The organism is Kocuria sp. GQ42, assembly GCF_059758435.1.
Genome location: NZ_JCAXEN010000007.1, coordinates 219478 through 243667, shown reverse-complemented (window position 1 = coordinate 243667; position 24190 = coordinate 219478). Strand labels below are relative to the sequence as shown.

Annotated in this window: 23 protein-coding genes and 2 riboswitches; of the genes, 9 read left to right on the top strand and 14 right to left on the bottom strand. The window is 72.8% G+C overall.

Annotated features, from left to right (window positions below; translation table 11 throughout):
* Nucleotides 1-270: 270 nt before the first annotated feature.
* Entirely contained in the window at nt 271-1338 is a 1068-nt protein-coding gene (locus AC6CH6_RS15275; RefSeq protein WP_498255757.1) for a tartrate dehydrogenase, read from the top strand.
* 67 nt (nt 1339-1405) lie between these two features.
* Here the strand turns inward: AC6CH6_RS15275 and AC6CH6_RS15270 are convergent, their stop codons facing one another.
* From AC6CH6_RS15270 to AC6CH6_RS15235, 8 genes are all read right to left on the bottom strand, one after another.
* The gene (locus AC6CH6_RS15270; RefSeq protein WP_498255756.1) at nt 1406-3025 is read right to left on the bottom strand and encodes an SLC13 family permease; all 1620 of its coding nucleotides are present in this window, start codon (nt 3023-3025) and stop codon (nt 1406-1408) included.
* 79 nt (nt 3026-3104) lie between these two features.
* Nucleotides 3105-3827 carry a 2Fe-2S iron-sulfur cluster-binding protein gene (locus tag AC6CH6_RS15265; RefSeq protein ID WP_498255755.1) on the bottom strand — a complete coding sequence of 241 codons (723 nt, stop codon included), beginning with the start codon at nt 3825-3827 and terminating at the stop codon, nt 3105-3107.
* A complete protein-coding gene (locus tag AC6CH6_RS15260; RefSeq protein ID WP_498255754.1) occupies nt 3824-3946 on the bottom strand; it encodes a hypothetical protein in 123 nt (40 codons plus the stop codon). The genes AC6CH6_RS15265 and AC6CH6_RS15260 overlap by 4 nt, the downstream gene beginning before the upstream one ends.
* A gap of 5 nt (nt 3947-3951) precedes the next feature.
* A complete protein-coding gene (locus AC6CH6_RS15255) occupies nt 3952-4710 on the bottom strand; it encodes a succinate dehydrogenase/fumarate reductase transmembrane subunit (protein ID WP_498255753.1) in 759 nt (252 codons plus the stop codon).
* A 291-nt stretch (nt 4711-5001) separates the two neighbouring features.
* Nucleotides 5002-7128, bottom strand: a complete 2127-nt coding sequence (locus AC6CH6_RS15250; RefSeq protein WP_498255752.1) for an AMP-binding protein — start codon at nt 7126-7128, stop codon at nt 5002-5004.
* Nucleotides 7129-7187: 59 nt separating this feature from the next.
* Nucleotides 7188-8009 (bottom strand): ABC transporter permease, encoded by an 822-nt coding sequence (locus AC6CH6_RS15245; RefSeq protein ID WP_133409018.1) that lies wholly within the window; start codon nt 8007-8009, stop codon nt 7188-7190.
* Nucleotides 8006-9049 (bottom strand): aliphatic sulfonate ABC transporter substrate-binding protein, encoded by a 1044-nt coding sequence (locus AC6CH6_RS15240; RefSeq protein ID WP_498255751.1) that lies wholly within the window; start codon nt 9047-9049, stop codon nt 8006-8008. Before AC6CH6_RS15240 ends, AC6CH6_RS15245 begins: the two co-directional genes overlap by 4 nt.
* A 95-nt stretch (nt 9050-9144) precedes the next feature.
* Nucleotides 9145-9978 carry an ABC transporter ATP-binding protein gene (locus AC6CH6_RS15235; RefSeq protein ID WP_498255750.1) on the bottom strand — a complete coding sequence of 278 codons (834 nt, stop codon included), beginning with the start codon at nt 9976-9978 and terminating at the stop codon, nt 9145-9147.
* A 5-nt stretch (nt 9979-9983) separates the two neighbouring features.
* A riboswitch (SAM riboswitch) is annotated at nt 9984-10088 on the bottom strand.
* Nucleotides 10089-10195: 107 nt separating this feature from the next.
* Between AC6CH6_RS15235 and AC6CH6_RS15230 the strand changes: the two genes are divergently transcribed.
* From AC6CH6_RS15230 to AC6CH6_RS15220, 3 genes are all read left to right on the top strand, one after another.
* Nucleotides 10196-10873 (top strand): maleylpyruvate isomerase N-terminal domain-containing protein, encoded by a 678-nt coding sequence (locus AC6CH6_RS15230; RefSeq protein WP_498255749.1) that lies wholly within the window; start codon nt 10196-10198, stop codon nt 10871-10873.
* Nucleotides 10874-10961: 88 nt separating this feature from the next.
* Nucleotides 10962-11426 (top strand): CoA-binding protein, encoded by a 465-nt coding sequence (locus tag AC6CH6_RS15225; protein ID WP_498255748.1) that lies wholly within the window; start codon nt 10962-10964, stop codon nt 11424-11426.
* 155 nt (nt 11427-11581) lie between these two features.
* A riboswitch (SAM riboswitch) is annotated at nt 11582-11696 on the top strand.
* 78 nt (nt 11697-11774) lie between these two features.
* Nucleotides 11775-13193, top strand: coding sequence for an LLM class flavin-dependent oxidoreductase (locus AC6CH6_RS15220; RefSeq protein ID WP_126346934.1), 1419 nt, complete (start codon nt 11775-11777; stop codon nt 13191-13193).
* A 93-nt stretch (nt 13194-13286) separates the two neighbouring features.
* Here the strand turns inward: AC6CH6_RS15220 and AC6CH6_RS15215 are convergent, their stop codons facing one another.
* Entirely contained in the window at nt 13287-14417 is a 1131-nt protein-coding gene (locus AC6CH6_RS15215; protein WP_498255747.1) for a baeRF2 domain-containing protein, read from the bottom strand.
* A 160-nt stretch (nt 14418-14577) separates the two neighbouring features.
* On the opposite strand from AC6CH6_RS15215, the gene AC6CH6_RS15210 reads away from it, so the two are divergent.
* Nucleotides 14578-14796 carry a hypothetical protein gene (locus AC6CH6_RS15210; RefSeq protein ID WP_017833866.1) on the top strand — a complete coding sequence of 73 codons (219 nt, stop codon included), beginning with the start codon at nt 14578-14580 and terminating at the stop codon, nt 14794-14796.
* A 39-nt stretch (nt 14797-14835) separates the two neighbouring features.
* On the opposite strand, the gene AC6CH6_RS15205 is transcribed toward AC6CH6_RS15210, so the two are convergent.
* On the bottom strand, nt 14836-15582 hold the full coding sequence (locus AC6CH6_RS15205; RefSeq protein ID WP_498255746.1) for an SDR family NAD(P)-dependent oxidoreductase: 747 nt from the start codon (nt 15580-15582) through the stop codon (nt 14836-14838).
* A gap of 226 nt (nt 15583-15808) precedes the next feature.
* On the opposite strand from AC6CH6_RS15205, the gene AC6CH6_RS15200 reads away from it, so the two are divergent.
* From AC6CH6_RS15200 to AC6CH6_RS15185, 4 genes are all read left to right on the top strand, one after another.
* On the top strand, nt 15809-16627 hold the full coding sequence (locus AC6CH6_RS15200; protein ID WP_133409026.1) for a DUF4397 domain-containing protein: 819 nt from the start codon (nt 15809-15811) through the stop codon (nt 16625-16627).
* A 125-nt stretch (nt 16628-16752) separates the two neighbouring features.
* On the top strand, nt 16753-17415 hold the full coding sequence (locus tag AC6CH6_RS15195; protein WP_498255745.1) for a class F sortase: 663 nt from the start codon (nt 16753-16755) through the stop codon (nt 17413-17415).
* Between the two features lie 129 nt (nt 17416-17544).
* Nucleotides 17545-18108 carry an RNA polymerase sigma factor gene (locus AC6CH6_RS15190; protein ID WP_368795064.1) on the top strand — a complete coding sequence of 188 codons (564 nt, stop codon included), beginning with the start codon at nt 17545-17547 and terminating at the stop codon, nt 18106-18108.
* Complete coding sequence (locus AC6CH6_RS15185) at nt 18092-18925, top strand: anti-sigma factor (RefSeq protein ID WP_498255744.1); 834 nt, start codon at nt 18092-18094, stop codon at nt 18923-18925. Before AC6CH6_RS15190 ends, AC6CH6_RS15185 begins: the two co-directional genes overlap by 17 nt.
* A 16-nt stretch (nt 18926-18941) precedes the next feature.
* On the opposite strand, the gene cls is transcribed toward AC6CH6_RS15185, so the two are convergent.
* The 4 genes from cls to purQ form a co-directional block, all read right to left on the bottom strand.
* Nucleotides 18942-20435 (bottom strand): cardiolipin synthase, encoded by a 1494-nt coding sequence (cls, locus tag AC6CH6_RS15180; RefSeq protein ID WP_498255743.1) that lies wholly within the window; start codon nt 20433-20435, stop codon nt 18942-18944.
* Nucleotides 20436-20466: 31 nt separating this feature from the next.
* Nucleotides 20467-20985, bottom strand: coding sequence for a GNAT family N-acetyltransferase (locus tag AC6CH6_RS15175; protein ID WP_498255742.1), 519 nt, complete (start codon nt 20983-20985; stop codon nt 20467-20469).
* A 93-nt stretch (nt 20986-21078) separates the two neighbouring features.
* Entirely contained in the window at nt 21079-23376 is a 2298-nt protein-coding gene (gene purL, locus AC6CH6_RS15170; protein WP_498255741.1) for a phosphoribosylformylglycinamidine synthase subunit PurL, read from the bottom strand.
* Nucleotides 23377-23393: 17 nt separating this feature from the next.
* A complete protein-coding gene (gene purQ, locus AC6CH6_RS15165; protein WP_498255740.1) occupies nt 23394-24188 on the bottom strand; it encodes a phosphoribosylformylglycinamidine synthase subunit PurQ in 795 nt (264 codons plus the stop codon).
* Nucleotides 24189-24190 lie beyond the last annotated feature (2 nt).

Sequence of the window (24190 nt, the reverse complement as noted above, 5' to 3'; positions counted from 1 at the left end):
GGGGTGCCGGGGGTGCGGTGCCCCATCGGTCCTGGCGGTAGCACCGTGCGGTCTGCGACGTCGACCACGGTTGCTGCGGCGTCGTCGGTCCAGGTCCCTCGGCCGCTCGGGATGGCTGCCTCCCATTGTGCTGCCCGGGGCCGCCCCGCGCCAACCGCGGGCCCGGGCCGGACCGCCCACACACGGGGCGGGCCGGCCGGGGCGCTATGATCTGCGCCATGCGCGGAAGGCGCCCGCCTTTCCCGCGCCCACGACGTTGCGGAGGACCTGGTGACGAGGACACGGCACTACACCATCGACGTGATCGCCGGCGACGGCATCGGCCAGGAGGTCATGCCGTCCGCGCTGCGCTGCGTCGACGCGCTGGCGCAGGCGCACGGCTTCACCGTCGACTGGCGCGAACGGGGGTGGGGCTCCGACCACTACCGGGCCCACTCCCGGATGATGCCCGTCGACGGCATCGAGCAGCTCGCCTCCGGCGACGGCGTCCTGCTCGGGGCGGTGGGCGCCCCGGACATCCCCGACGACGTCACCCTGTGGGGTCTGCTGATCCCCATCCGCCGCGAGTTCCACCAGTACGTCAACCTCCGGCCGATCCGGATCCTCCCGGGCGTGACCTCGCCCCTGCGCGGGCTCGACGAGCTGGACCTCGTCGTCGTCCGCGAGAACATCGAGGGCGAGTACTCCGAGGTCGGCGGCCGGCTCTACCGCGGCCGGCCCGAGGAGATGGCCGTCCAGGAGTCCGTGTTCACCCGCGCCGGCGTCACCCGGATCGCCCGCTACGCCGCCGAGCTGGCCCAGCGCCGCACGGGCCGGCTGGTCTCGGCCACGAAGTCCAACGGCATCATCCACACCATGCCGTTCTGGGACGAGGTCGTGGAGGCCACGGTCGCCGAGTACCCGGGCGTGACGGTCGAGAAGGTCCTCATCGACGCGCTGGCCGCCCGGATGGTCCTCAAGCCGCGGAGCCTCGACGTGATCGTCGCCTCCAACCTCTTCGGCGACATCCTCTCCGACCTCGCCGCCGGGGCCGCCGGCTCGATCGGTGTCGCCCCCAGCGCGAACCTGAACCCGGAGAAGACCCACCCGTCCATGTTCGAGCCGGTGCACGGCTCCGCCCCCGACATCGCCGGACAGGGCATCGCCAACCCCGTGGGCACGATGTGGGCGGCCGCCATGATGCTGGACCACCTCGGGGAGACCGGGGCGGCCCGGCACCTGGAGTCCGCCTTCGAGCAGACCCTGGCCGACGGCACCCGCACCGGCGACCTCGGCGGGACGGCGAGCACGGAGCAGTTCACGCAGGCCGTGCTGGCCCGGTGCACCATCGCGCCCTGACGGCGCCGGTGGCACGACCAGGGGGCCCGTGGACACCACGGGCCCCCTGTGCCGGGACGAGGACGGGCTAGATCACCAGGCCCAGGGCGAAGGGCCCGATGAGCACGGTGAAGATCGTGATCAGGATGACGCCCACGATGTTGAGGACGATGCCGCCGCGCACCATCTCGGCGATCTTGACCTGGCCGGTGGCGAAGACGATGGCGTTGGGCGGAGTGCCCACCGGGAGCATGAACGCGCACGTGGCCGCCAGCGCCGCCGGGATGAGCAGCGTCATGGGGTCCACCCCGATGCCGACGGCGACGCCGCCCAGGATCGGGATGAAGGTGGCCGCCGTGGCGGTGTTGGACGTGATCTCGGTCAGGAGCAGGACGATCGTGACCACCGCCGCGAGCAGCAGGACGATCGGCAGCGCGCCGAGCCCGGAGACCTGCGCGCCGAACCAGGCGTCCAGGCCCGTGCCGGCCACGGCCGCGGCGAGCGACAGACCGCCGCCGAAGAGCAGGAGCACGCCCCACGGGAGGCCCTCCTCGGCGTCCTTCCACTCCAGGGTCATGTTGCCCTGCTTGTCCCCGGGGAGCAGGAAGAGCAGCACGCCGGCGCCGATGGCGACCACCGTGTCGTCGAAGAGGTCCAGCCAGGGCAGCTGCTCGCCGATGGTGCCGATGCCGGACAGCAGCCCCGGGACGATCCAGAAGAACGCCGCGATGACGAACACGACGAGGACGGTCTTCTCACCCTTGCTCATGGGCCCCAGGGCGGCGATCTCCTGGTTGATCAGCTCCTTGCCGCCGGGCACCTCCGCCAGGTTGAAGCGGAAGATGACGCGGGTGATGAGCAGCCAGGCGAGACCGATGAAGACCACCACGATCGGCACGCCGAGCATCATCCACTGCGCGAAGCCCACGGTCCGGTCCAGCTCGTCGCTGATGTAGCCGGCCACGATGGCGTTGGGCGGGGAGCCCAGCAGGGTCCCGAGGCCGCCGATGGTGGCGGCCCAGGCGATCGCCAGGACCAGGGCCACGCCGAACAGGCGCACGTCGCGGTCGTCGATGACGTCGCTGATGGCCTTGCCGCCGCGGATGTCCTCGGTCATGGCGTCGGACTCCGCCTGGGTGCCGGCGTTGCGGCTGTTCTCGACCACCAGGGTCAGCACGGAGAGCCCGATCGGCAGCATCATCAGCGTGGTCGCGGTGTTGGAGACCCACATGGAGAGGAAGGCCGTGGAGATCATCAGGCCGAGGATGATCTGCCGCGGGTGGGTGCCCACCCGGCGCAGGGTCAGCAGCGCGATCCGGCGGTGCAGGTTCCACTTCTGCATGGCGATCGCGATGAGGAAGCCGCCGAGGAACAGGAACACGATCGGGTTGGCGTAGGGTGCGGTCGTCTCGGCCACGGTGAGCACCGTGAGCACCGGGAAGAGCACGATGGGCAGCAGCGAGGTGATGGACAGCGGCACCGCCTCGGTCATCCACCAGACCGCCATCAGCGTGGCGACCGCACCCACCACCCGGGCGTCGGCCGAGACGTCCGCGCCGCCGAGCAGGAACCAGACCAGGAAGGCCAGCAGCAGGCCGAGGCCGCGGAAGAGCCAGGTCTTCGCCGCCGGACGGGCAGGTTCGCGGTCGTCGGGCTCGTAGTCGAACTCGCCCTGCTCGGGGACGATCTTTCCGGGGCGCTCGCTCATGTGATCCACCTCATGGTCTCGGGGGCGTGCCCGAAAGGTAGCAGTCACGTCACCGGGCGGCAAGGCGCGCCGCGCCGGGTCATCCGGGGTCCGGGGTGTCCCTGCTCCGGCGCGGGAAACGGTTGCGCAGGTTCTCCTGCGCCACCGCGGAGAGGTTCTCGATCGGCAGCCCGGCCGGGCAGACCTCCACGCAGTCGCCGAGCAGGGAGCAGGGCCCGAACTGCTCCTCGGAGGCGTCGATCACCCGGGCGGAACGCTCCCGGCGCTCGGTGTCGTCCTTGGCCAGCGGCGGCAGCTCCCGCAGCATCGTGCCCACGAACAGCTGGCCGGACCCGTTGGGGCAGGACGCCACGCAGGCCCCGCAGCTGATGCAGCCGCCGTTGGCCAGGGCCTTCATCGCCACCGGGAACTTGCCCGCCTTCGCCACGAGGCGCAGCGCCCTCTTGTCCACGGAGAGGTCCCGCTTGACCGGGAAGGACGCCGCCCGCAGCGGCTCGATGCGCACGCGGTCCCCGTCCCGGTAGGCCCCCAGGTGCTGCATGCAGCTCGCGGCGTTGCGCTCGGGGCCGTGCGCCACGCCGTCGACCGTCACCCCGCACTTGCCGCAGACCCCTTCGCGGCAGCCGTCGTCGAAGACCACCGGGTCCTCGCCGGCGGCCTCCAGCTGAGCGTTGATCCGGTCGAGCAGCTCGAGCACGGTCATGTCCGGGCTCGCGTCCGGGACGTCGTAGGCCGTGAAGTCCCCGGGCTCCTCCGGGGAGGGCTGGCGCCACACGTCCACGGTCAGGGAGAAGGTGCTCACTCGCTCGGGTCCTTGTCGTCTCGAAGAAAGTCGTCTCGAAGAAGGTCGTCCTGCAGGAGGTCGTCCTGCAGGAGGTCGTCCCGCGGGAGGTCGTCCCGCAGGCGGGGGAGGGCGGTCACGGGGCTCAGCGCACCGCGCGGGTCAGCACGGCCACCGGGATCGTGGTGTTGCCGGCGGCCACCGCGGCGCCGAACGCGTTCGCGGCGATCCGCAGCCGCCGCTGGAAGCGCCGGTCACCGCCCACGCCCACGTCGTTGGCGATCTCCGGGATGCCGTGCACCAGGTGGGCGGCCAGCGCCGCCATGGACAGGGCGTAGGCGGCGGCCACCGGCGGGCGGGAGAGGCTGGCCACGAGGTTGGCGTGGGCGCTGCCGTGCTCGAACCCCCGGGCCGCGGCGGGCCGGGCGCCCAGGGTCAGGTCGAGCACGTGGAAGAGGGTGAACAGCCCGAGCACGCCGCCCGTGCTGCGCATCGAGCGCTTCGCCACCGTCCACGGGGAGCGACGACGACCCCGCGGACGCCGGCCGGTGCGCGGCAGCAGCGTCCCGTTCGCCGCCCAGGACCGTGCGGTGAGCACCGCGGCGGCGCCCGTGTGGACCACGAGGCCGGTGGCGAGCACGCCGCGGGCCGTCCAGAGCACCGTGCCGCGCGGCAGCACGGGGGCGCCCGCCGTGCGGAGGAGCTCGGCGTAGGCGTCGAACTTCTCCGCGCCCTGGTAGACCTTCAGGTTCCCCAGCATGTGCACCAGCACGTAGCCCGAGAACAGGGCGCCGGAGGCGGCCATCGCGAGCTTGAGGTCGGTGTTCGGCAGGGCGGCCAGCAGCCCGTCCGGCGCGGAGCGGGCCGTGCTTGCGGGGCGGGGGGAGTCGTTCACGGCATTCATCCTAGGGGCGGTGCGGGCTGGGGCGTCACAAGTCTCAACGTCCTTGCGGAGGGGGCAGCGGACCGTCGCGGAGCCGCGCCGAGGGGTCGTTTCCCGCCTCCGCCGGCCTCCGCGTCGGCCTCCGCGTCGGCGCGAGGGGTCGTTTTCCGCCGGTGTGAGGAGCTCATTCCGACCGAAAGCGGCCCCTCGCGGCCGGAGGAGCGCCGGAAGCGACTCCTCGCGGCCGGAGGAGCACCGGAAGCGACCCCTCGCGGCCGGAGGAGCACCGGAAGCGGCCCCTCGCGGCCGGGGCTAGCGCCGTGCGGCCAGGACGCCGGCGATGCGCTCGAGGGACTCCTCGTTCTGCAGCGAGGACCGGTCGCCGAGCGGGGCGCCTTCCCACAGCTGCGCGAGCAGCCGCCGGGTGATCTTCCCGGACCGGGTCTTCGGCAGGTCCGGGACCGCCACGACCGCCCGCGGCTTGGCGATCGGCCCGATCTCGTGCGCCACGTGCTCGCGCAGGGCCGCGGTCAGCTCCTCCGCCGGGACCCGGGCGGCCTCGGGGGTCAGGACCACGTAGGCGAGCACCGCGTGCCCGGTCAGCTCGTCGCGCACCGGCGCCGCGCCGGCCTCCACCACCCACGGGTGGGTGACGAGCGCCGACTCGATCTCGATGGTGGACAGCCGGTGCCCGGAGACGTTGATGACGTCGTCGACCCGCCCCAGGATGTAGATGTCCCCCTCCTCGTCGTAGCGGGCGCCGTCCCCGGCCAGGAACCAGCCCTGCTCCGCGTAGGCCTCCCAGTAGGAGGACAGGTAGCGCTGCGGGTCGCCCCACACGGTGCGGGCCATCGAGGGACCGGTCCGGTCCACCACCACGAAGCCCTGCACCCCGGGCGGGACCGTCTCCCCGGCCTCGTCGACCACGCGGGTGGAGATCCCCGGGACCGCCCGGGTCGCGCAGCCGGGCTTGAGCGCGGTGCGCGGGGCTCCGTCGTCGAACGTCCCCGGGGGCGCGAACTGCGGGTCGTGCGGCCGCGGGGACATCACGGTGGCGCCGGTCTCGGACTGCCACCACGTGTCCACGAACGGCACCTCGTCCCTGCCCAGCTGAGCGCGCAGCCAGCGCCAGGCCTCGGGATTGATCGACTCGCCCACGGAGCCGAGCAGCCGGATCGAGTTGAGGTTGTAGAGCGGCGGGACGCCCTTCGGGAACGCGCCCATCAGGGAGCGGATCAGCGTGGGCGCCGTGTAGTAGGCGGTGACCCCGTAGCGCTCGATCACCTCGAAGTGCCGGCCCCAGTGCGGGGTGTTCGGGGTGCCCTCGTAGATCACCTCGGACACGCCGTTGACCAGCGGCCCGTAGATCTCGTAGGTGTGCGCGGTGACCCACGCGAGGTCCGCGGTGCACCAGTGGACGGTCGAGTCCACCTTCGCGGGGTCGTTGACGGTGGCCAGCTCGTCCGGGCGCAGTCCGCCGTCCTCGTCCTCGACGTCGGGCAGCAGGTCGAACAGCAGCGCGTGGGTGTAGGCGGTCTGCACGAGGTAGCCGCCCATCGTGTGCACCAGGCCCTTGGGCCGTCCGGTGGTCCCGGAGGTGTAGATGATGAACAGCGGCGTCTCGGCATCGAACGCCTCGGGCACGTGCACGTCGGACTGCTCGGCGACCAGCTCGTGCCACCACACGTCCCGCCCGCGCGTCCACGGGACCGCGTCCTCCTCCTTGGAGTGCGTCCCCCGGGTGCCCCGCGGCAGGTCCGTGCGCCCGGGCCGGGAGGTGCGGCGCACAACGACGACGTGCTCGACCGCGTTGTCACCGCTGCAGGCCTCGTCGGCCACGGCCTTCACGGGCACCACGGCACCGCGCCGGTGCTGCCCGTCCGTGGTCACGAGGACCTTGGCGCCGGTGTCCTCGACGCGGAAGCGCAGCGCCTCGGCGGAGAACCCGCCGAAGACCAGGGAGTGCACCGCGCCGATGCGGGCGCAGGCCAGCGTGATGATGACGGTCTCCGGGATGACGGGGAGGTAGATCACCACCCGGTCGCCCTGCTCCACGCCCAGGGCGAGCAGGGCGTTGGCGGCGCGGGAGACCTCCCGCTGCAGGTCGGCGTAGGTGTAGACCAGCCGGTCCCCGGGCTCCCCCTCGAAGTACAGGGCCACGTGGGCGCCGCGGCCGGCCTCGACGTGGCGGTCCACGCAGTTGTGGGCCACGTTGAGCCTGCCGCCCTCGAACCACGCGATCTCCGGGACCGACCAGGTGGGGCCGCCCTGCTCGTCCGTCCCGAGCCGCCGCGGGGCCTCGAAGCGGTGCGCGGTGGTCCACGGCCGCGCCCAGTCGAGGCGCGACGCCTGCGCCTCCCAGAAGGCGATCCGGGCCTCGTCCGAGACCAGGGCGGGATTGGGGGTGGGGGAGGAGGGGTCGCTCCAGCTGAAGCTCACGGTGCTGCTGTCCTTTCCGGCCGGCACGGACGACGGTTCCACTGTGCCAGGCGCACGTGTCAGGCCCATTTCTTGGCGGCCCACTTCTCGAAGACCCCCAGCAGCGCGTCCGTCGCCTTGCCGAGCACCGCGAGCAGCACGATGGCGAGGAGCAGGCGGTCGGTGCGGCCGTTGTTCTGCGAGTCGGTGAGCAGCCAGCCCAGGCCCATGGAGGCGCCCAGCAGCTCGGCGGCCACGAGGAACAGCCACGCCTGGGCCAGGGCCAGTCGCAGCCCCGAGATGACCGACGGCATGACGGCCGGCAGCTGCACCGTGGTGAGCAGGCGCAGCCCGTGCAGCCCGAACGCCCGCGCCGCCTCGATGAGGTTGCGGTCCACGTGCTGCAGGGCCGCGGAGACGGTGGTGTAGACCGGGAAGAACGCGCCGATGGCCACCAGCGTGACCTTGGAGTCCTCGCCGAGGCCGATCCACAGCAGCAGCAGCGGCACCCACGCCAGGGACGGCACCGCGCGGAACGCCCCGATCGTGGGGCCCACCAGCGTGGAACCCCAGCGGGAGAGGCCGATGAAGGACCCGGCCACGAGGCCGAGCCCGGCGCCGATCAGGAAGCCGATCAGCACGCGCTGGGTCGAGATGCCCACGTGGGTCCAGAGGTCCCCGCCGGCCAGCAGGCCGATCCCGGCCTCGAGCACCGCGAGCGGGGCCGGCAGCTGAACGGCGCTGAAGACCCCGGCGGTGGAGAGCACGTGCCACAGCACCAGCAGCGCGGCGGGCAGCAGCAGGCCCAGCCCGGTGCGCAGCAGCGGCCGCCGCCGGGGGGCCGCGGCGGGGGCATCCTCGAGACGCTGCGCCTCCTCGGCGGGGGTCAGGGGCTGCGTCACTGCCCGTCCCCGACCAGCTCGGCCGCGCGGGAGGCGTCGGCGTTCTCGGCGTAGGAGCTCTCCACGATGCTCCCGAGCGCCTCGTCGATCTGCTCCTGGTCGGCCACGTCGTCGGACTCCACGAAGATCGGCCCGACCTTCTCGAGGACCGCCAGCTGCTCGTCGCCCGGCACGTGGTCGATGTCCAGGTTGGTGCGCTCGAGCACCTTCTCGGCCACGGACAGCTCGATCCCGGCCGCCTCGGCGAGCAGCTGCGCGGTCTCCTCCGTGTTCTCCTGCGCCCACTGCCGGGCGTAGGCGTAGACGTCCACCACGGTCTGGGCGGCCTCGGGCTGCTCCTCGAGGAAGCTCTCGTGGGCGTTGAGGAAGCCGTAGGTGTTGAAGTCGACGTTGCGGTAGAACAGCTCCGCGCCGTTCTCCTCCGCGGCGGCCATGATCGGGTCGAGCCCGGACCAGGCGTCCACCTGGCCGTTCTCCAGGGCGGCGCGGCCGTCGGCGTGCTGCAGGTTCTGGATCGTGACGTCCCCGGCGTCCACCCCGGCCTCGTCGAGGGCCTGGAGCAGGAAGAAGTACGGGTCGGTGCCCTTGGTCGCGGCCACGGTGCGGCCCTCGAGGTCCGCGACCTCCTGCACGTCGCTGCCGGCGGTGGTGACCAGGGCGGACCACTCCGGCTGCGAGTAGAGGTCGATCACCTGGATCGGGGTGCCGTTGCTGCGGGCCAGCAGCGCCGCGGAGCCCGCGGTGGAGCCGACGTCCACCGCCTCCGCGCGCAGCGCCTCGTTGGCCTTGTTCGACCCGGCGGACTGCACCCACTCCACCTCGATGCCCTCCTCGGCGAACGCGGTCTCGAGCCAACCCTTCTCCTTGATCACCACGGAGAGCGGGTTGTAGGTGGCCCAGTCCACGCGGACGGTGCCGTCCCCGGCGGCCTCCGTGGGCGGCTCGCCGGAGCCCTCGCCGGCCATGCACCCGGTCAGGCCGAGGGTCAGGACGGCGGCGAGTGCGGGGACGGTGCGGACGGAGCGCTGGGGCAGGGGCATGGCGGAGCCTTTCGTGGTGGACGGACGGTGCCGGGCGGCGCGGGCGGGTGCCGCCGCTGGTCCGGGGAGGGGAGTCGGGGTGGGGGCGAACCGCGTCAGCGGGTCGCGGGGTGGTGGGTGTCGACGCCGAGGTGGCCGAGGAGCTGCATGCGCAGCTCGGCGAGGACCTCGGAGGCCCGGTCCCGGGGGCGCTCGCCGGGCACGGCGAGGATCGTGCTGATCGAGGCGGGGGCGGTGGGCCCGGTCCGGCCCAGGACCACGATCCGGTCCGCGAGCTGCAGCGCCTCGTCGACGTCGTGGGTGACGAGCAGGACGGTGGTGGGCTGGGCCGAGTGGATCGTGAGCAGCAGGTCCTGCATCTTCAGGCGGGTCAGGGCGTCGAGCGCGCCGAAGGGCTCGTCGAGCAGCAGGACCCCGGGATTGCGGGCCAGGGCCCGGGCCAGGGACGCGCGCTGTGCCATGCCGCCGGAGATCGCGCGGGGACGGTGGCCGGCGTGCGCGGTGAGCCCCACCAGGCGCAGCAGGTCGTCGATCACGGCGTCCCCCTCGTCCCGGGGGATTCCGCGGGGCAGGCCCAGACGGACGTTCTCGCGCACCGAGCGCCACGGCAGCAGGCGGGGCTCCTGGAAGGCGACCGCGCAGCGCGGGTCGATGCCGGACACGGGGGTGCCGTCGATGAGCACCCGTCCGGCCGAGGCGGTGTCGAGCCCCGCCGCGGCCCGCAGGAGCGTGGACTTGCCGCACCCCGAGGGCCCCAGGATCGCCAGGACCTCGCCGGGCCGGGCCGTGACGTCGACGTCCTGCAGGACGTGGTGGGTCTCGCGGCCGGACGGGAAGGCCTTGCCGACGTGCTCGAAGGCCACGGAGAAGGCGCGCTTCGCGGTGCCCGGTGCGGTGGCCGGCGCAGAGCCCAGCAGGGAAGTGCTCATGATCAACTCCATCGGTCCTGGCATTAGCACCTCGCACGGAGGATCAGACGGATCCGTGCCGGTTGCTGCGACGTCGACGAGCCAGGTCTCTCAGCCGCTCCGGATGGTTACACCACCAATTGAACGTCCTCGGCGTGTTTCCTGGCAAATCCGTCGCATCCGTGGTGATCGCGACACATCGCTGGCACGGGAGCCCTCCGTGCCCCACCATGGACCCATGACGAGCCGCAGACCCCCGGCCCGGGCGGACTTGGTGCGCGACGCCTGCACGGCGTTCGGCGCGGTCCTCGACGGGCTCGGCGACGGCGACTCCTGGGCCGCCACGGGCTGCCCGGGGTGGTCGGTCCGGGACCTCACCCACCACTGCGCGATGGACGCCCTGCGCGGGCTGGTCGCCCTGCACACGCCCACCACCGCCCGCCCCGACCGGGACGCCGCGACCTACTGGACCGACTGGGGCGGCGATCCCGCAGGGGCCGCCGAGGCCAGGCGCCACACCCGCGTGGCCGCGTCCATGGTCCTCGACTGGGAGCCGTTGCGCGCCCTCCACCGCGAGACCACCCGGGCGCTCGTGCACGCGGCGCAGCACTGCGGCGACGGCGCGGTCCGCACCCAGGGGCACGTGCTGCGCGTCGAGGACCTGCTGAGCACCCTCGCGGTGGAGGCCACGGTGCACCACCTGGACCTGATCCAGCACCTGGACGGCTCCCCGGGTCCCGCCGTGGACGGGCTCGCCGAGGTCCGCCGGGTCCTCACCGACCTGTGGGAGCGGGAACCGCTCGAGCACTGGAGCGACGAGCACTTCGCCCGCGTGGGCACCGGCCGGGCGGAGCTGACCGCCCAGGAGCGTGCGGAGCTGGGCGCGCACGCGGACCTCCTGCCGCTCTTCTCCTGACCCTCCTTTCCCCCCCGCGAGGTCGCCGACACGTGCAACTTCGCGGAGGAAGAAGGAGGGGGGACGGGTTCCGTGCCAGGCTGGGGGCATGAGCCGCAACGACCCCGCCGTCATCGACCGCCTCATGACCCGGCCCGGCCGGTGGGCCGTGGTGGGGCTGACCGGCAACACGGCCCGTCCGGCGCACTCGGTGGCGAAGCGGATCCGGGACGACCTCGGCATGACGATCGTCCCGGTCAACCCGAAGGGCGAGCCGGTGCACGGCGAGCCCGGCCACCGCACGCTCGCCGAGGTCCCGGGGCCGATCGACGTGGTGGACTGCTTCGTGAACTCCCGCCGCGTCGGCGCGGTGGTGGACCAGGCCATCGCCGTGGGCGCCGCCGCGGTGTGGCTGCAGCTGGGCGTCGTCGACGAGGACGCCGCTGCCCGGGCGGAGCGGGTCGGCCTCGATGTGGTCATGGACACCTGCCCCCTGATCGAGCTCCGGTCCCTGCTCCGGCGGGGCTGGACCCTGGACCCGGGCCGGACCCCGCCGCTCGCCCCGCCCGGCTGAACGACCCGGCGGAGCGACCCGGCTGAGCGCCCCTGCGGAGCTGCCCGTACCGGATCGGCACCGTCCCGCTGCCGGCCGGGACCGTCCCCGTGCGGCGGGACCGCACGGGGGTTGCACCCGGTCAGGGGCCACCCGCTAAGCTGTCCCCCGACGACGATGACGAGTCCCGACACGAAGCTCTGGCTGGTCGGGCGGCAACCCTCTCCCGTAGCGGGGTGCCCCAGATGAACATCGGGCCGCGGTGCACGTGCTCCGCGGCAAGTACGGCGCCCACCAGTGCGTCGGACCCGCGGGCAGGTCTCCACGACGCACGGGCGCGGGTCGGCATCGACCCGGGAGGAACACCCCATGAGCAAGCGCATCGCCCTGAACGCCTTCGACATGACCTGCGTGGGCCACCAGGCCCCCGGTCTGTGGAAGCACCCCCGCTCCCGGGCGGACGAGTACAACACCATCGAGTACTGGACGGACGTCGCCCAGGTCCTGGAGAAGGGGCTCTTCGACGCGCTGTTCCTCGCGGACGTCGTCGGGTACTACGACGTCTACCAGAACTCCGCGGCCCCGGTGATCCGGGACGCCACCCAGATCCCGGTCAACGACCCCTTCATGCAGATCTCCGCGATGGCGGCCGTGACGAAGCACCTCGGCTTCGGCGTGACGAGCGCGATCACCTACGAGCAGCCGTACCCGCTCGCCCGGAAGTTCGCGACCCTCGACCACCTCACGAAGGGCCGGATGGGCTTCAACGTGGTGACGTCCTACTTGAAGTCGGCCGCCGAGAACCACGGGCTGACGGAGCAGATCTCCCACGACGAGCGCTACGAGATCGCCGAGGAGTTCATGGAGGTCTGCTACAAGCTCTGGGAGGGCTCCTGGGAGGACGGCGCGGTCCGGCGCGACCGGGTCAACGGCGTCTTCGCCGACCCGGCGCTCGTGCACCCCATCCAGCACCACGGCAAGTACTTCGACGTCCCCGGCATCGGGCTGACCGAGCCGTCCCCGCAGCGCACGCCGCTGATCTTCCAGGCCGGGGCCTCCTCCCGCGGGCGGGCGTTCGCCGGCCGCCACGCGGAGGCGGTGTTCGTGGGCGGCATCCGCCCGGACCTGACCCGGGTGGTCACCGACAAGCTGCGCGACGAGGCGGAGGCCAGCGGCCGGAACCGGGACGACCTCAAGATCTTCGCCATGCTGCACGTGATCGTCGACGAGACCGACGCGAAGGCCGAGCAGAAGCGCCGCGACTACGAGCGGTACGCGGACACCGACGGCGCGCTGGGCCTCGTGGGCGGCTGGTCCGGGCTGGACCTGGGCCGCTACGACGAGAACGACGTCCTGGAGTACATCAAGACCGACTCGATCCAGTCCTTCCTGACCCCCTTCACCACGGCCGACCCGCACAAGAAGTGGACGATCAAGGAGGTCGCCAAGCACATCTCGATGGGCGGCATGGGCGTGCCGATCGTCGGGTCCCCGCAGACCGTGGCCGACGAGCTCGAGCGGTGGATCGACGAGGGCGGGCTGGACGGCATCAACCTCGCCTACCACGTGTCCCCGGGCTCGTTCGAGGACTTCGTGGAGTGGGTCGTGCCGGAGCTGCAGAAGCGCGGCCGCTACCGCACCGGGTACGAGGGCACCACGCTGCGCGAGAACCTCTACGGCAAGGGGCAGACCAAGGTGCTCGGCACCCACCCCGCCGCCGCGTTCCGGGGCGCCTACGCGGGCAGGCCCTCCGCCGCGGACACCCCCGCCCGCCAGCTGGCCCTCTGAACCCCGTCCCCTGGCCCCGCGGCTCCGCCGGGAGCACGGGGCAGGGCACGGACGAGGGGCCCCCGCGTGCGGGGGCCCCTCGTCCGTGCCGGGTCAGGACGCCGGTGCGGCGCTCCAGCGCAGCAGGGCCGCGACGTCCGTGCCGTGGGGCAGCGCCCCCGGCGGCACGAAGACGGGGCGGCCGTCGGTCAGCACCGCGGCGCGCACCAGCGCGGCGTCGGCGGAGACCCGGCCCAGCACGCCCGCGCCCACGGCCTCCGACTCCTCCAGGGCGATCCACGGCTCGGCGTCCAGGGCGATGAGCTGCTGCTCCGTGTCCAGGTGGGTGTCGTCGAGCAGCAGCGTCTCCGCCTGGGCCTGCTGCAGGGCCGAGACCACGGGTGCCATCCCCGAGACGGCGGTGGGGTCCGCGCGTCCCTGCTGCTCGGCGAGCCGCTCGAGCAGCGCCTGCTGCCGGTGCGCCACGACCTCCGCCACGCGCTCCTCGACCTGGTGGTCGAAGTCGGCGGACTTGCTGCCCTCCGCCCGGGTGTTGGCGTCCACGACGCTCAGCATCCCCCGGGCCGCCTTGGACAGCTGCTCCTCGACCAGGCCCCGGGCCCGCAGGTCCCCGGCCAGGACGACGAGCTGCGCCCCGCTCTCGGCCACGACCTTGTCGATCTGCTCGGCCACCTGCTCGGTGTTGCGCCGCCACACGTCCTCCGTGTGCCGCTGCCAGCGTCCCTGTGACCAGCCGCCCCCGGGGAACTTCTTCAGGTGCTCGGTCTCGCCCTCGATCTGCTGCTCGTCCGCGGCCCGGACGCGGCTGGCGTGCTGGAGGCAGATCTCGCCGCCGTCCCGGCCCACCTCGGCGACCACGTACGGGAAGTCGTCCGGGCGGTGCCGGAACAGGGGAGTGAGATCGGGGACGTCCTCCACCTGGACGACGCCGCGGCCGGCCCGGGGACCGGGGAGGACCTCGTCGATCTCCACGGTGCCTCCGCGCACCAGCAGGTACCGGCACACCGGGTCCGGCACGCCCTCGGCCGGGCGCACGGCGGCTTCCACCGCGGCGAGATCGGCCTTGCTCGCGCCCTGGCGCTCCAGCTCTCGGCAGATGTTCTCCGGAAGCACGTCGATGGCGTGCAGCGAGTCGACGGTGCCGGTGCTGATGTCCGTGTACACGGTGCACCAGGGGCCCTTGCTCTTGAACAGTTCGGCGTAGCGGTGGAATCGGCTCGTCATGATCGACAACTCCTGCTGTTGAGCGGTGCTTCCTGTGGTGCAGACCACGTTATCCGACCACCAGGGGGCTGGGAACAGACGACCCGACGAGTAGGGTCGGGAGCACACGACCGGCCCCACGGCCGGTGGTCCCGCAGGTCCCACGACGCAGGAGGCAGCCATGAGCGACGTACCCGAGTACGACGAGGCCGACCGGCTCGAGCAGTCGATCGACGCCGATCAGCAGGATCTCGACGACCAGGACGAGGAGGCTCCGGTGCACGCGCCCGACCGCTCGGAGGCGTCCTCCCTCGAGGCGAACCCCGACGACCTCGTGGAGCAGGACCAGGAGGTCGTCCTCGACGAGCCGCAGGAGGTCTCCACGCTCGAGGAGGAGTGAGCCGCGCACCGCGCGGGGGCACGGACCCCGCGCGGTGCGTCACACCGCGGACCAGCCGCCGTCCGAGGGCATGATCACGCCGTTGACGTTGGAGGCGTCGTCGCTCGCGAGGAAGGCGATGACGGCGGCGACCTGCTCGGCCGTGGCCGTGTAGGGGATGTTCTGCATGAACCCCGCCATCCTACCGGGGAAGAGGTCCGAGACCATGGGCGCCTCGATGCCCGTGGCCGTGGCGCCGGGGGCGACCGCGTTGGTGCGGATGCCGTCCGCGGCGTGCATGAGGGCGGTGCTCTTCGTCAGCCCGGCCACGGCGTGCTTGGAGGCGGTGTAGGCCGCGCCCGCGGCGGAGCCGCGCAGGGCCGCCTCGGAGGCCACGTTGACGATCGCTCCCCGTCCGGAGGCCCGGAGCAGCGGGATCGCCGCGCGGGTCAGCCGCATGACGGAGCCGACGTTCACGGCGAAGACCCGGTCCCACGTCGCGTCGTCCACCTCGGCGACGGACTCGAAGCGGTCCATGATCCCGGCGTTGTTGACCAGCACGTCGAGCCGCCCCTCGGTCGCCGCCAGCACGCGGCCCACCGCCCCCTCGTCCGTGAGGTCCGCGAGCACGGGGAACAGCGGCAGGCGCGGCGCGCCCGCCACCAGGGCCTCCAGCCGGCGGGCCGACAGGTCGACCACCACCACCATGGCCCCCTCGCCGGCCAGGCGCAGCGCGGTGGCGCGCCCGATGCCCGAGCCCGCCCCGGTGACCACGGCGGTCCTGCCGGTGAAGCGATGGGTGTCCACGGTTCCTCCTGGGGATGCGAGGGGTGCCCGGGCGGGTGCCCGGACGGCGGCTCCCGCGGGCCGCGCGGGCCACGGCGCCGCCCTCTTCATTGTGGTGCGGAACGGGCCCGGAAAAACTTTCCGGAAAAAATGTGACCTGCTGCATCCACGGAGGGGTCCACGGCGGTAGTACGGGTGCAAGGTCGATTCCGCTTCCGCCAGGGAGCCCGTTCAAGGAGCAGTTACCATGCGCAAGACCCTTTCCGCCGCAGCAGTCCTCGGCCTCGGTGCCGGTGCCCTCAGCATGAGCCCGGCGTTCGCCGCCGAGCACGCCGAGCTCTCCGTGCTCCACGGCGTCCCCGACACCGTCGTGGACGTCTACGTCAACGGTGAGCTCACCCTCGACGACTTCGAGCCGGGCACCCTGGCCGGCCCGCTGGAGCTGCCCGCCGGCAGCTACGACCTGGCCATCACGGCCCCCGACGCCGCCGACGCCTCGGAGCCGATCATCGGTCCCGTCACCGCCGACCTGCAGACCGGGATGAGCTACACGGCCGCGGCCCACCTCGACGCCGAGGGCAACCCCACGGCCGCCCTGTTCACCAACGACATGTCCGAGATCGAGGCCGGGAAGTCGCACCTGACCGTCCGGCACGTGGCCGCGGCCCCGGCCGTGGACGTCCTCGCGGGCGACCAGGCGATCATCACCGGGCTCGAGAACCCGAACGAGGAGACCCTCCCGGTCGACGCCGGCACGGTCTCGGCGTCCGTGGCCGCCGCGGGCACCACCGACCCGGTCATCGGCCCCGCCGATCTCGAGCTCGCCGAGGGCACCCACAACATCGTGTACGCGTGGGGCTCCCTCGAGGCCGGGAACCTGGACCTCGCCGTCCAGACCCTGGAGGGCATGGAGCAGGCGCCCGAGGCCGTGCCGGGCGGCCAGTCCGGCCTCGCGGCCCAGGAGCAGCGCACGATGCTGACCGCCGGCCTCGCGGCCGCCGGTGCGCTCGGGCTGATCGGCGCGGCGTACGGTGCCCGCCGGGTGCTCGCGGGGAACCGCCGGTAGTGAGCGGTCCTGACAGGCACGGTCCGGGTGCGCGGCAGGCTGCGGCCCACCGCGCGCCCGGACCGACAACTCCCGGCACCCGTCGTCGTCGTCTGGCGGCGGTGGGTGCCGGGGCGGTCGCCTCGGTGTCCCTGCTCGCGGCAGCGGCCGTCACCGCTCTCCCGGAGAGCGGGGCCACGCCGCCCGCGAACTCCCTGGCGGCGGGACCGTACCAGGGCGAGGAGGCGGTGCCGGCACTCGCCGGCCTCGACCGTCCGGTCTCCGCGGAGGCCCCGGCGCAGTCCGCCGCGGCACCCGCGGAGATCCCGGTCGCTCCCGCCACCCAGGCGCCCGCCGAGAAGGTCCCCGCCCCCGTGCGGGTGGTCGTGGACGGCTCCCCGATCGACATGCCGGTGGTCCCGGTGGGGGTCGAGGACAACGGGGCCATGACCATCCCGGACAACCACGTGGAGCTGGGCTGGTACCGGTACGGTCCGTCCCCCGGGGCGGACGAGGGCGCCGCGGTCGTCGCCGGCCACGTCGACACCCTCACCGAGGTCACGCCGATGGCGCAGCTCAAGGACGTGCCGGTCGGGGCGGAGGTCCGCGTGGAGCGCGCGGACGGGAGCGTCCAGCGCTACCGCACCGAGTCCGTCCAGCACGTGCACAAGAAGTCCCTCGCGGAGGCGGACCTGTTCCGCCGGACCGGCGAGCCGGTGCTCCACCTCGTGACGTGCGGCGGGGAGTGGCTCGAGGAGATCGGGGACTACGAGGACAACGTGGTGCTGCGGGCGGTCCCGGTGCCCTGAGCGGCGGAGGGAGGCGGGAGGCGCATGACCGGATGGCCGGTGTCCACTAGGCTGGGCACGACTCGTGCGCCCGGGCACCGCCCGGCCGCCCGCGACCACGACCTCCGCCCCACGAGGAGCCCTTCCACGATGCCGACGCCGCCCCCGGAATGGGGACCCGAGCTCGACGCCGCGTTCGCCGCGGGGGACGAGCAGGCGCTGAGTGCCGCGTACCGGCACTGCGCCGGGGTCATCCGGGGTCTCGCCCTCCGGGCGCTGCGCGACGACGCGGGTGCCGACGACGTGGTGCAGGAGGTCTTCATCCGGGCGTGGAAGTACCGGTCCGGCTACCGCCCCGAGCACTCCTCGGCCCCCGCCTGGCTCATCGGGATCGCGCGCAACTGCATCGCCGACGCCGCGAGGACCGCCGGTCGCGAGGCGGAGCGGCGCCAGGCGGACGCGGTGCGCACCGACCGGGAGCCGCGGCACGAGGAGTCGGACCTGCTGGTGGACCGGCTCGTGGTGCGGGCGGAGGTCGAGCGGCTCGGGCCCCCGAAGTCGACGATCATGGCGCTGGCGTTCTACGAGGAGCTCACGCACCAGCAGATCGCACAGCACCTGGACCTGCCCCTCGGCACGGTCAAGAGTCATCTGAGGCGCGGCCTCACGAACCTACGAACACGATTGGGAGACGGTCATGGCACACCTGAGTGAGGAGTCGCTGACGCTCCTGGCTCTGGGTGAGGCCGTCGACCCCCAGAGCCGGGAGCACGTCGCCTCCTGCCCGGACTGCGCGGCCGAGCTCGCGTCCCTGCAGCGCGTCGTGCACGCCGGCCGGGCCGAGGCGCCCGCCCTGACGGCCCCCGGCCCCGGGGTCTGGGCCGCGATCCACGCCGAGCTGGGCCTCTCCGACGAGGTCGCGGCGGATCCGCTCGCCGGCACCCGGGACGGCGCCCGCGGCGACACCGCCGCCGAGGACAGCACCGGCACCGCCGGCGACCCCACGGGCTCCGCGGCCGGCCCGCGGGGCGACGACGGCGCAGGGCGCGGCGGGGCGACCGTCGTCGACCTCGACGCCCGCCGGCGCAGGCCCCGGCGCGGGGTGCCGTACCCCCTGGCCGCCGCCGCGGCCGCCGCGGCGCTGCTCGTGGGCGGCGTCTCGGTCTGGGGTGCGCAGCGCCTGGGCCTGGAGCCGGACCCCACGGTGCTGGCCACAGCGGAGCTCGAGCCCCTCGCCGGCTACACCGCCCGCGGCTCGGCGGAGGTGGACGAGCGCCCGGACGGGACCCGTCAGCTGGTGGTGCGGACCGACCCCGCCGACGTGGACGGGTTCAAGGAGGTCTGGCTGCTCGCCCCCGACGCGCAGCGGATGGTCAGCCTCGGCGTGATGGCCGGGGACGAGGCGGTGTTCGTGCTGCCCGAGAACCTGGACGTCGGCGAGTTCCCGGTCGTGGACGTCTCGAACGAGCCGATCGACGGCGACCCGACGCACTCGGGGGACTCGATCGTGCGCGGCGTCCTGGAGGTCTGAGCGCGGGCTCGGCCCCTCAGAGCAGGGCCGAGGTCAGCCGGGCCACGTTGTCGGCGTACTTGTGCCACAGCGGCCGCCGGTTCCACGCGTCGAAGTCGAGCAGGGTGCTGGCCTCGTGGAACTCGGCGACCACCGCGTCCATCCGCCGCCGGAAGTCCCGGTCCGCGATGAACACGGAGACCTCGAGGTCCAGGGCGAACGAGCGCTCGTCCATGTTGGAGGAGCCGATCACGGAGACGTAGTCGTCCACGAGCACGAACTTGGCGTGCAGCACGGTGGGGGAGCGGTACCGGTAGATCTTCACACCGGCCTCGACGAGCTCCTGGTAGTAGGAGTTCTGGGCGTGGTAGGCGAGGAAGTGGTCGGAGGTCTCGCCCACGAACAGCCGCACGTCCACCCCGGACTGCGCCTCGGTGGTCAGCGCGTGCATCAGCGACTCGTCCGGGACGAAGTACGGGCTGGCGATGACGATCTGCTCGTTGGCGTTGTAGATCAGGTGATTGAACAGGCGCAGGTTGTTCTCCGTCTCGAACCCGGGGCCGGAGGGCACGACCTGGGCGAAGACCGGCCCCTGGGTGTCCGGGAGGTCGCGGGCGGCCTCGTCGAGCAGGAGGTCGCCGGTCTCGGAGTACCAGTCGCTCGTGAACAGGGCGTTGAGCTCGGCGACCACGGGACCGGTGCACTCGAGCATCAGGTCCTTCCACTCGAGCCCCTTCCGGCGGTTCCGGCGCTTGTTGTAGGAGCGGTGGATGATGTTCTGCGAACCCGTGTAGGCCAGGGAGCCGTCGACCACGAGGATCTTGCGGTGGTTGCGCAGGTCAGGCCGCTGCCACTCGCCCTTCCACGGCCGGACGGGCAGCATGCGCTGCCATGGCAGCCCGGCCTCGTCGAAGCGCTTGATCATCCCCCGGTACCCCGGGTAGCCCACGGAGCCGAGGTGGTCGATGAGCACCCGCACCCGCACCCCCCGCCGGTGGGCGCGCACCAGGGACTCAAGGAGGGGGCGCGAGGCGTCGTCGATGGCCACGATGTAGAACTCGAAGTGGACGTAGTCCCGGGCCCGGTCCACGGCCTCCGCCATGATCCGCATCGCCTCGTGGTTGTCGGTGAGGATCTCGAAGGAGTTGCCGCCGACCATGGGCAGGGCGCCGAGCTTGTAGTTCAGGGCCGCGGTGGAGGCCACCCACTCGGGCAGCTCCTCGTCCGTGTTGCCCAGGATGTGGAGGTCCGGGGTGTTCTCGCGGATGACGTCGTTCATCTTCGCCTGCATCGCCATCCGCTTCTTCGGCAGCTTGGCGGAGCCGATGGCCAGGAACAGCAGGATCCCCACGTAGGGCAGCAGGAAGATCGCGAGCAGCCAGGCCAGGGCCACGGAGGGCCGCCGGTTGTGCGGGATCCAGCCCAGGGCCACCAGGTTGATGAGCAGCCCCAGCACCAGCACGACGATCGTCGCGGTCTCCGGGAGGAGGTGCGCGGGGATGCCGCTGAAGGGGAACAGGGCCGGGATCACCTCGCCAGTCTAGGTTCCGGCGCCGCGCGGTCTACGCGGGGCGCGGCAGGACGTAGTCGGTCTCCGGGCCGGGGGTCTCGCGGTGGACGAAGCCCGCGGCGAGGAGCACCTGCGTGGCCGGCGCGTTGTCCCCGGGCACGCTGGCGCGCACCCCGGTGACCGCGGGGTCCGCGAACGCGACGCCGAGCAGCGCGGTGATGCCCTCCTGCGCGTAGCCCAGGTTCCGGCGGTCCGCGGCGAGGGAGCCCACGATCTCGAGCTCGTCGTCGATCGGGGGGCCCACGAAGCCGGCCGTGCCGACGATCTCGCCGGTCGACTTCTCCACGACGGCCATCCGCGCGTACACGGACTCCGTGAAGAAGTAGCCCCCAGCCATGAGGGACTCGCGGGCGAAGTCCATGTCCTCGGCGGTCGGGAAGCCGTGGGCGAAGTGGGCGCCGTGCTCGCCGGCCGCCACGGCGTCGAGCTCCTCGGCGGTGAAGGGGCGGAGCAGGAGCCGTTCCGTCTCCAGGACGGGTGCGGGGCGCTGGGCCTCGAGGTCCTCAGTCATGCTGGTGCTGCTTTCTGCGGGTCCGGGTGCCGAGGGTGGACTGGGTGGATCCGTGGAGCGGGGTGCCGGGGGCGGGGATCCGCCCCCGGCGGATCAGCCGAAGTACTTCGGCAGCGTGCCCTCGTGCGCGGTGCGGAGCTCGTCCAGACCGATGCCGAACTCGCTCTGCACGTCCAGCGCGCGGTTCTCGGTGTCCACCACGCCGATCCGCGTGTGCGGATAGGCGCGCATGGTGCACATGTCCTTGAACCGTACTTCCTCGCTGCGCGGCACGGCCACCACGGCCCGTCCCTGGGTCTCCGAGAAGAGCATGGTGAACAGGTCCACGCCGTCGCGCTCGCACACCTCGCCCAGCCCGATGCGCGCACCGGTGTCGAAGCGCAGCGCCATCTCGGCGAGGGTCGCCGCGAGGCCGCCCTCGGCGACGTCGTGCGCGGCGTCGATCATGCCGTCGCGGGACATGTTGATCAGCAGGTCGCCGAGCAGCTTCTCCTGGGCGAGGTCCACGGCCGGGGGGAGCCCGCCGAGGTGCCCGCGCAGGTTCGCCCACTCGGAGCCGTCCAGCTCGTCCCGGGTGGTCCCGAGCAGGTAGATCGCCTGGCCGTCCTCGCGCCAGCCCGACGGCGTGCGCCGCCGGACGTCGTCGAGCACGCCCAGCACCGCCACCACGGGCGTCGGGTGGATGGCCACGCCGCCGGTCTGGTTGTAGAGGGACACGTTGCCGCCCGTCACGGGCACCCCCAGCTGCTGGCAGCCGTCGGCGAGCCCGCGCACGGCCTCGGCGAACTGCCACATGGTCTCCGGGTCCTCGGGGGAGCCGAAGTTCAGGCAGTCGGAGACGGCCGCGGGGCGGGCGCCGGCGGTGGCCACGTTGCGGTAGGCCTCGGCCAGGGCCAGCTGCGCGCCGGCGTACGGGTCCAGGTAGGCGTAGCGGCCGTTGCAGTCGGTGGACAGGGCCACGCCGAGGCCGGTCTCCTCGTCCACGCGGACCACCCCGGCGTCGTCGGGCATCGCCATGGCGGTGTTGCCCTGCACGTAGCGGTCGTACTGGTCGGTGACCCAGTCCTTGGCGCAGAGGTTCGGGGAGGCCATGAGCTCGAGGACGGCGTGCTTGAGCTCCGCGCCCGAGGGCCGCCCGGCGTCGGCCGAGGAGCCGGCGAAGCGGTCCGCCTGGAGCCGGTCCTGGTCCGCGGGACGGGTGTAGGGCCGGTCGTAGACGGGGCCCTCGTGGGCGACGGTGCGGGGGTCGACGTCGACGATGACCTCGTCGTCCCACTCGATCACGAGCCGGCCGGTGCCGGTGACCTCGCCGATCCAGGAGTGCTCGACGTCCCACTTGTCCATCACGGCCTCGAAGGCGGCGACCTTCTCGGGGGTCACGACCGCCATCATGCGCTCCTGGGACTCCGACATGAGGATCTCGCCCGGGGTCAGGGTGGGGTCGCGCAGGAGGACCTGGGTCAGGTCCACGTGCATGCCGCCCTCCCCGTTGGAGGCCAGCTCCGAGGTGGCGCACGAGATGCCCGCGGCCCCCAGGTCCTGGATGCCCTCCACGAGGGAGCCCTTGAACAGCTCGAGGCAGCACTCGATGAGCACCTTCTCCGCGAACGGGTCGCCGACCTGGACGGCCGGCCGCTTGGACGGCTTGGCGTCGTCGAAGGACTCCGAGGCGAGCACGGAGGCGCCCCCGATGCCGTCGCCGCCGGTGCGGGCGCCGAACAGCACCACCCTGTTGCCCACGCCGGAGGCGTTGGCGAGGCGGATGTCCTCGTGGCGCATCACGCCCACGGCGAGCGCGTTGACGAGCGGGTTGCCCTGGTAGCAGGAGTCGAAGACGACCTCCCCGCCCACGTTGGGCAGGCCCAGGGAGTTGCCGTAGCCGCCCACGCCCGCCACCACGCCGTGCACCACGCGCGCGGTGTCCGGGTGGTCGATCGCCCCGAAGCGCAGCGGGTCCATGACGGCCACGGGCCGGGCGCCCATCGAGATGATGTCGCGCACGATCCCGCCGACGCCCGTGGCGGCGCCCTGGTAGGGCTCCACGTAGGACGGGTGGTTGTGGGACTCGATCTTGAAGGTCACGGCCCAGCCGTCCCCGAGGTCGGTGACGCCGGCGTTCTCGCCGATGCCCACCAGCAGGTCCTTCTTCATCTCCTCGGTGACCTTCTCGCCGAACTGGCGCAGGTGGACCTTGGAGGACTTGTAGGAGCAGTGCTCGGACCACATGACCGAGTACATCGCCAGCTCCGCGGCGGTGGGCCGGCGGCCGAGGATCTTCTTGATCTCCTCGAACTCGTTGTCCTTGAGGCCCAGCTCGGCCCAGGGCAGCTCGGTGTCGGGGGTGGCCGTCGCGTGCTCGACGGTGTCCAGGTTGAAGTGCTTGTCGCTCATGGAGTGCTCGGTGTCCCTTACTTGACCAGTGCCTTGAGGGCGGAGACGAACAGGCCCAGCCCGTCCGTGCCGTCGCGCATGCCGACCTCGCCGGAGGCCGAGGAGTCCGCGCCGAAGCCCGGCTCGACCGCGTGCTCCGGGTGCGGCATGAGGCCCACCACGTTGCCGCCGGCGTTGCAGATCCCGGCGATGTCCCGCCGGGACCCGTTGGGGTTGCCCCCGACGTAGCGGAAGACCACGCGGCCCTCGGCCTCGAGGGCGTCGAGGGTCCGCTCGTCCGCCACGTACTGGCCGTCCTGGTTCTTGAGCGGGACCACGATCTCCTGGCCCTGCTCGAACTCGGTGGTCCACACGGTCGTGCTGTTCTCCACGCGCAGGCGCTGGTCCCGGCACAGGAACTTCAGGCGCTCGTTCTTGATCATCGAGCCCGGCAGCAGGTGCGACTCGGTGAGCATCTGGAAGCCGTTGCAGATGCCGAGGACCGGCAGCGGGGCGGACCCCGAGGTGCCCGCGGCGTTCGCGCCGTCGATGATCGGCGCCATGATCGGGGCGAACCGGGCGATGGCCCCGGCGCGCAGGTAGTCGCCGTAGGAGAAGCCGCCGGGCAGGATCACGGCGTCGACGCCCTGCAGGTCCTCGTCGGCGTACCAGAGGGGGACGGGGGTGCCGCCGGCGAGCTCGACGGCCCGCGCCGCGTCGCGGTCGTCGAGGGTGCCGGGGAAGGTCACGACGCCGACGCGCGCGCCGGCGAGCCCGGCGTCCGGCGCGGGGCCGGAGAGGTCCGCGATCAGGGGGGTCTCGAGACCGGCCATGC

Bases quoted from the DNA above. Each gene is read 5' to 3' on its own strand.
- AC6CH6_RS15270 (WP_498255756.1), bottom strand. From the start codon at position 3,025: ATGAGCGAGCGCCCCGGAAAGATCGTCCCCGAGCAGGGCGAGTTCGAC.
- AC6CH6_RS15255 (WP_498255753.1), bottom strand. From the start codon at position 4,710: ATGAATGCCGTGAACGACTCCCCCCGCCCCGCAAGCACGGCCCGCTCC.
- AC6CH6_RS15240 (WP_498255751.1), bottom strand. From the start codon at position 9,049: ATGCCCCTGCCCCAGCGCTCCGTCCGCACCGTCCCCGCACTCGCCGCC.
- AC6CH6_RS15235 (WP_498255750.1), bottom strand. From the start codon at position 9,978: ATGAGCACTTCCCTGCTGGGCTCTGCGCCGGCCACCGCACCGGGCACC.
- AC6CH6_RS15230 (WP_498255749.1), top strand. From the start codon at position 10,196: ATGACGAGCCGCAGACCCCCGGCCCGGGCGGACTTGGTGCGCGACGCC.
- AC6CH6_RS15225 (WP_498255748.1), top strand. From the start codon at position 10,962: ATGAGCCGCAACGACCCCGCCGTCATCGACCGCCTCATGACCCGGCCC.
- AC6CH6_RS15220 (WP_126346934.1), top strand. From the start codon at position 11,775: ATGAGCAAGCGCATCGCCCTGAACGCCTTCGACATGACCTGCGTGGGC.
- AC6CH6_RS15215 (WP_498255747.1), bottom strand. From the start codon at position 14,417: ATGACGAGCCGATTCCACCGCTACGCCGAACTGTTCAAGAGCAAGGGC.
- AC6CH6_RS15210 (WP_017833866.1), top strand. From the start codon at position 14,578: ATGAGCGACGTACCCGAGTACGACGAGGCCGACCGGCTCGAGCAGTCG.
- AC6CH6_RS15200 (WP_133409026.1), top strand. From the start codon at position 15,809: ATGCGCAAGACCCTTTCCGCCGCAGCAGTCCTCGGCCTCGGTGCCGGT.
- AC6CH6_RS15190 (WP_368795064.1), top strand. From the start codon at position 17,545: ATGCCGACGCCGCCCCCGGAATGGGGACCCGAGCTCGACGCCGCGTTC.
- AC6CH6_RS15185 (WP_498255744.1), top strand. From the start codon at position 18,092: ATGGCACACCTGAGTGAGGAGTCGCTGACGCTCCTGGCTCTGGGTGAG.
- AC6CH6_RS15175 (WP_498255742.1), bottom strand. From the start codon at position 20,985: ATGACTGAGGACCTCGAGGCCCAGCGCCCCGCACCCGTCCTGGAGACG.
- purL (WP_498255741.1), bottom strand. From the start codon at position 23,376: ATGAGCGACAAGCACTTCAACCTGGACACCGTCGAGCACGCGACGGCC.
- purQ (WP_498255740.1), bottom strand. From the start codon at position 24,188: ATGGCCGGTCTCGAGACCCCCCTGATCGCGGACCTCTCCGGCCCCGCG.